General features: G+C 60.1%; 4 protein-coding genes. All 4 read right to left on the minus strand.

Annotated elements, in window-relative coordinates:
• On the minus strand, positions 1-1,029 hold a 1,029-nt coding region (locus F8N49_RS24210), incomplete at its 3' end, for a LacI family DNA-binding transcriptional regulator (protein ID WP_151552884.1).
• Between the two features lie 133 nt (positions 1,030-1,162).
• Positions 1,163-1,804, minus strand: a complete 642-nt coding sequence (locus F8N49_RS24215; protein ID WP_122698176.1) for a DUF1345 domain-containing protein — start codon at positions 1,802-1,804, stop codon at positions 1,163-1,165.
• A gap of 162 nt (positions 1,805-1,966) precedes the next feature.
• Complete coding sequence (locus F8N49_RS24220) at positions 1,967-5,065, minus strand: efflux RND transporter permease subunit (protein ID WP_151552886.1); 3,099 nt, start codon at positions 5,063-5,065, stop codon at positions 1,967-1,969.
• A gap of 15 nt (positions 5,066-5,080) precedes the next feature.
• Complete coding sequence (locus tag F8N49_RS24225) at positions 5,081-6,238, minus strand: efflux RND transporter periplasmic adaptor subunit (RefSeq protein WP_151552889.1); 1,158 nt, start codon at positions 6,236-6,238, stop codon at positions 5,081-5,083.
• Between the last annotated feature and the right edge of the window lie 152 nt (positions 6,239-6,390).

Consider the following 6,390-nt stretch of genomic DNA (forward strand, 5'->3'; position numbering starts at 1 on the left):
TCCGACTCCGCCAACCTCACGGGTCGACCCACGCTCAACCAGCGCCGGCGCAAACTCCACCACCCGCGCCATCTCATCATCTCCGCGCAAGCGCTTGAGCAAACACTCAAACGCCCGCGCGCCTATCTCTTGCGTTGGCTGTGCCAGCGCGGTGATCCCGCTGCCCACCAACGGATACCAATCCAGATCATCCAAGGCAATCAACCCGACATCTTCAAATAGACGCACGCCCAGCGCGCGCAGCGCATGCGTTGCCGCCAACGCCGCCACGCCATTGGCGCAAAACAGCGCTTTCGGGCCATCACCGGGTGTGTTTAAAAAGTTTTGAAGTTGCGCGTTCAGATCATCACCGGTTTCCAGCACCGCCCCAGTCAGGGTCGCGCGCTGAGCAATCTGCGCCTGAAAACTGCTGACCCGCTCGATCCGCGAACTGGTGCCGTCATACGGTTCGGTGACCAGCAAAAGATCCCGATATCCGCGTTGCTCGAGATGCGCGAGCGCCATCTCTACTGCTTGCGAGTTGTTCAACCCGACCATGTCGCTGTCAAGCCCGTCGACCTTGCGATCCACCAGCACTAGGGGCATCTCGCGACGCAACTCGTGCAACTCGTCTCGATGATGGCCCAGCGTGTTCACGATCAGCCCTTCGATGTTGTACGAGCGCAACAGCGCCAGATGCTGGCGCTCCTGCTCGTCATCGCGGTCGGTGTTGCACACCACCAGGCTGTAGCCGTGCGCACGGCAGGCGGTTTCCACCCCGTGCATCACGGCAATCGAATAGGGGTTGCGGATATCGGCGACGAGCATGCCGATCAGGCGAGAGCGTCCGCGTTTCAGACCACGGGCCATTTGGTTGGGGCGGTAACCGAGTTCGCCGATGGCTTGTTCAATGCGCAAGGCAATCGCTTCGGAGAGCAGCGCGCGGTCATCGCCGATGAAGCGCGAGACGCTGGCCTTGGACACGCCGGCGCGTTCGGCAACATCAAGCATGGTCACACGGCTGCGCTGGGCGGCGGAGAAGTCGTTCACGGTCTGAAACCTTGTTATTGGATTTATAGGTCAGGCAGAGCCTGAAACCGGTTTCAGGAAACACCAGAAACAATTCTGTCGTCAAGTAAATGATCACAGGATTGCCCGAAGATACCGACGGGCGGGTGATTCCCTAGCCGAACAAACCCGCGGCAATATTGATGGAAAAACCCAGGATCGCCGTGTTGAACACAAAACCGATCAGCGACTGTGCCAGTACGATTTTGCGGATGCCCCGCGTCGCTACGCCTACGTCCGATGTTTGAACTGCAACGCCAATCGTGAACGAGAAGTACAGGAAGTCCCAGTAATTGGGAGTGGTCAGCCCTTCGGCGAAACGCAGCGCCGGGTCCTTGCCGTCCCAGGTGTAAAACAACCTTGCGTAGTGCACGCAGAAGATCACTCCTATCAGCAGCCACGAGCCGGTCACCGTCAGTGCTGTGAGCCCGTAGTGCATGAGTTTGCGTGAGGTTTCCAGGTCTTTGCTTCCGGCCAGTTCAAGGGTGATGGTGGCGAGACTGGCCAACGCGGCAATGCACACCACAAACAGCACCAGCCCGGCGTTCTCGTCTTCGACTTCGGCGATGCGTCGCACGTCCGGTGCCTTGGCGCGAATGGTCAGCCAGAACATCAGGATCAGGTATGTCCAGACACCGACGTTCCAGCCAATGAGGATTTTGCTGACGATGGAATCGGCCGGGACCAACAGGCCGGTGGCGAGGCCGAGCAGAGCGGCGGCGGAGAGGCGAGGGTGGGTGCGGGCGAGGAAGCGCATGGTGACTCACGTCGGTGAACTGTCAGTGCACCATAGCGCAGGCGATCCGGCTTTTGTAGGAGCTGCCGAAGGCTCGGGCCGCGATCGGACGATCTTTCGACTTTAGCTTTTCAAGATCAAAAGATCGCAGCCTCGTTGCACTCGACAGCTCCTACATTTGGATCAGTGGGGTTTGGTGAATCGTTGTACGAGTTTCATCACTACGACGAAGAAGACTGGCACGAAGATCACCGCCAGCGTCGCCGTAATCATCCCACCGATCACGCCAGTGCCGATCGCCTGTTGGCTGGCCGAACTGGCGCCGGTGGCGATGGCCAATGGCACCACGCCGAGAATGAACGCCAGCGAGGTCATCACGATCGGCCGCAAGCGCAAGCGAGCAGCCTGCAACGTTGCATCGATCAGGTCGTGACCTTCGTCATACAGGCTCTTCGCGAATTCGATGATCAGGATCGCGTTTTTCGCCGACAGACCAATGATGGTGATCAGTCCGACCTTGAAGAACACGTCGTTGGGCATGCCGCGCATTGTCACGGCGAGTACCGCGCCGAGCACACCAAGCGGGACAACGAGCAGCACCGACGTCGGAATCGACCAGCTCTCATACAGCGCCGCCAGACACAGGAACACCACCAGTAGCGACAAACCGAGCAACATCGGCGCCTGATTGCCTGACAGGCGTTCCTGCAACGACAGACCGGTCCATTCCTGGCCCATACCTTTCGGTCCCAACGCTACCAAACGCTCGATTTCCGCCATCGCTTCGCCAGTGCTGTGCCCTGCTGAAGGTTCGCCGGAGATGGCAATCGCCGGATAACCGTTGTACCGGGTCAACTGCGCCGGGCCTTGAATCCAGTTGGCCTGGACGAATGCGGACAGCGGCACCATGTTCCCAGCGCTGTTGCGCACGTGCATTTTCAGCAAGTCGTCCACCTGACTGCGCTGATCACCTTCAGCTTGCACGACCACGCGCTGCATGCGCCCCTGATTGGGGAAGTCGTTGATGTAGCTGGAACCCACCGCAGTGGACAGCACATTACCGATGTCGGCAAACGAAACGCCTAAGGCATTCGCCTGCTTGCGGTCTACGATCAGTTGCACTTGCGGTGCTTCGGCCAGCGCGCTTTCACGTACGTTCATCAATAGCGGACTTTTCTCGGCGGCGGCGAGCAGTTCCGTACGCGCCTGCATCAACGTCGCATGGCCCAGACCACCGCGATCCTGCAAGCGGAATTCGAAACCGCTGGACGTGCCAAGGCCATCCACCGGCGGTGGCAGCACCGAGAAGGCCATGGCGTCCTTGATCTGACTCAGCGCCGCGTTGGCGCGGTCGGCGATTGAGCTGGCAGTATCGTCACTGCCACGTTCCGACCAATCCTTGAGTGTCGAAAACGCCAGCGCTGCGTTCTGCCCGCTACCGGAGAAACTGAAACCCAGGATCACCACACTGTCACTGATTCCCGGCTCACCGGCGTTGTGCGCTTCGAGCTGCTCGGCTACTTGTACAGTACGGTTCTTCGTTGCGCCGGGTGGCAATTGAATATCGGTAATGGTGTAGCCCTGATCCTCGGTCGGCAGAAACGAGGAGGGCAGGCGCGCAAAACAGAACCCAAGTCCAATCAACAGGACGACGTAGATCATCAGGTAGCGACCGGTGCGCTTCAGCGCATAGCCGACCCAACCCTGATAGCGATCGGTCAGTTGCTCGAAACGACGATTGAACCAGCCAAAGAAGCCAGACTTCTCGTGATGCTCGCCCTTGGCAACAGGCTTGAGCAAGGTCGCGCACAACGCCGGCGTCAACGTCAGGGCGAGAAACGCCGAGAACAGAATCGACGTCGCCATGGACAGCGAGAACTGTTGGTAGATCACGCCGACCGAGCCTTGCATGAACGCCATCGGAATAAACACCGCGACCAGCACCAGAGTGATGCCGATAATCGCGCCGGTAATCTGCGTCATTGCCTTGCGCGTGGCTTCCTTGGGCGACAAGCCCTCAGTGGCCATGATCCTCTCGACGTTCTCCACCACGACGATGGCGTCATCCACCAGAATGCCGATGGCCAGCACCATGCCGAACATGGTCAGCACGTTGATCGAGAAGCCCAGCGCCAGCATGGTCGCGAACGTGCCCATCAGCGCCACAGGCACCACCAGCGTCGGGATCAGCGTGTAGCGCACGTTCTGCAGGAACAGGAACATCACCGCAAACACCAGCAGCATCGCTTCGCCAAGGGTGTAGATCACTTTGGTGATCGAGACTTTGACGAAGGGCGAGGTGTCGTACGGAATCTTGTACTCCACGCCGGCCGGGAAGTAGCGCGCCAGCTCGTCCATCTTCGCCCGCACCAGCGTTGCGGTGTTCAGTGCGTTGGCGCCGGGAGACAGCTGCACGCCGACGGCGGTGGACGGCTTGCCGTTGAGGCGAGTGCCGAACTGATATTCCTGACTGCCGATTTCGACGCGCGCGACATCACCGATGCGCACCGTGGAGCCGTCGCGGTTGGCCTTGAGCACGATGTCGGCAAATTCCTGCGGCGTCGACAGCTGGCCTTTGACCAGAATCGTCGCAGTGATTTCCTGTGTGGAAGGCGACGGCAAATCACCGATGCTGCCCGCTGAAACTTGGGCGTTCTGCGCAACGATGGCTTCGTTGACATCGGTTGGCGTCAGGTTGAAGGCGATGAGCTTCTGCGGGTCGATCCAGACGCGCATCGCCCGCTCGGCACCATACAACTGCGCCTTGCCGACACCGTCCAGGCGCTTGATCTCGTTCATCACGTTGCGCGCCAGATAATCACTGAGCGCCACGTCATCGAGCTTGCCGTCGCTGGAGGTCAAAGTGATGAGCAAGAGGAAACCGGAAGAGACTTTCTCCACCTGCAAACCTTGCTGATTGACCGCTTGCGGCAGGCGCGACTCGACGACCTTGAGGCGGTTTTGCACATCGACCTGCGCCAGCTCGGGGTTGGTGCCCGGTTGGAACGTGGCTTTGATCGTCGCGCTGCCGAGGCTACTCTGCGATTCGAAATAGAGCAGGTGATCGGCGCCGTTGAGTTCTTCCTCGATCAGGCTGACCACGCTCTCATCGACGGTCTGCGCCGAGGCGCCTGGGTAGACGGCATAGATTTCGATCTGCGGCGGTGCGACGTCGGGGTATTGCGCGACCGGCAACTGCGGAATGGCCAGCGCACCGGCCAACAGGATGAACAGGGCGACCACCCAGGCAAACACCGGGCGGTCGATAAAGAACTGCGGCATATAAGAGCGTCCTGCTTACTGACCAGTGGCCTGGGCAAGTGGAAGTGGGGTTTCGTCGATCTGTACCTTTTCCCCGGGACGGGCGTGTTGCAGGCCTTCGGTGACGATGCGGTCGCCGGGCTTAAGACCACCGGTGACGATCCAGCGATTGTTCTGCACCGCACCCAGTTGCACCGGTTGCTGCGCCACGCGCATCTGCTCGTCGACGGTGAGCACTTGGGCAATGCCCGCGCTGTCACGCTGCACCGCGCGTTGCGGCACAGTGATGCCGTTCTGGATGGTGGCCTGTTCAAGGCGTACACGGATGAAACTGCCCGGCAGCAGGTCGAGATCCGGGTTGGGAAACTCGCTGCGCAGGATGATCTGGCCGGTGCCCGGGTCAACTGTGATGTCGCTGAACAGCAGCTTGCCCGGCAGCGGGTACAGGCTGCCGTCATCCTGAATCAGCGTGGCCTTGACCTGATCCTGACCGATTTCCTTCAACTGTCCGGAACGAAATGCTCGACGCAGTTCGTTGAGCTCGCGAGTCGACTGGGTCAGGTCGGCATGGATCGGGTTGAGTTGCTGAATCAACGCCAGTGGCGTGGTTTCGTTCTGCCCCACCAGCGCACCCTCGGTGACCAACGCGCGACCGATACGTCCGGAAATCGGCGCGGTCACGGTGGCATAACCGAGGTTCAGTTTCGCCCGTTCCAGCGCTGCCTTGCTGGCGGAGACATCAGCGGCGGTCTGCCGGGCAGCGGCGCGGGCGTTGTCGTAGTCCTGACCGCTGATGGCCTGGTCCTCGATCAACTGCGCATAGCGTTTTTCTTGCAGTTTCGCCTGAAAAGCGTTGGCCTCGGCTTTGCGCAGCGCGGCTTCGGCACTGTCCAGATCGGCCTTGAAAGGTGCCGGGTCGATGCGGAACAGCACATCGCCTTTTTTCACGTCACTGCCTTCGCGGTAGGTGCGTTGCAAAACTACGCCGGCCACTCGCGCACGCACTTCGGCAATCCGTGGCGCGGCGATGCGGCCGCTCAGTTCGCTGCTGATCGACAATGGCTGGGTTTTGATCGTCTCGACGCGCACCGTGGCCGGCGGCGTCTGCTCTTCGGCGTTCGAGGATGAATCACAAGCGCTCAGCGTCAGCGCCAATGCGATCAGGCCGAGCCCGGCCAGCAGTTTTCCAGACATGTAAAACCCCCAATATTGAAGGCCGCATCCTACGGCCAGACGGGGAGGTTAGCGGTGAAGCTTTGTAGCTGCTGTGTGAAATTGTGTAAGGGTTTTGCTCCGTGGCGGGTGAGGGCGTATATCCTGCAGACCTTGAATTCTTTTGTGACGGT

Origin of the sequence: Pseudomonas sp. GXM4 (genome assembly GCF_008923895.1) — a bacterium.
In the GTDB taxonomy this organism is placed as follows: Bacteria; Pseudomonadota; Gammaproteobacteria; order Pseudomonadales; family Pseudomonadaceae; genus Aquipseudomonas; species Aquipseudomonas atacamensis.

Excerpts from the sequence above, each read along its gene's own strand:
- F8N49_RS24215 (WP_122698176.1), bottom strand. The coding sequence starts at position 1,804 with ATGCGCTTCCTCGCCCGCACCCACCCTCGCCTCTCCGCCGCCGCTCTG.
- F8N49_RS24220 (WP_151552886.1), bottom strand. The coding sequence starts at position 5,065 with ATGCCGCAGTTCTTTATCGACCGCCCGGTGTTTGCCTGGGTGGTCGCC.
- F8N49_RS24225 (WP_151552889.1), bottom strand. The coding sequence starts at position 6,238 with ATGTCTGGAAAACTGCTGGCCGGGCTCGGCCTGATCGCATTGGCGCTG.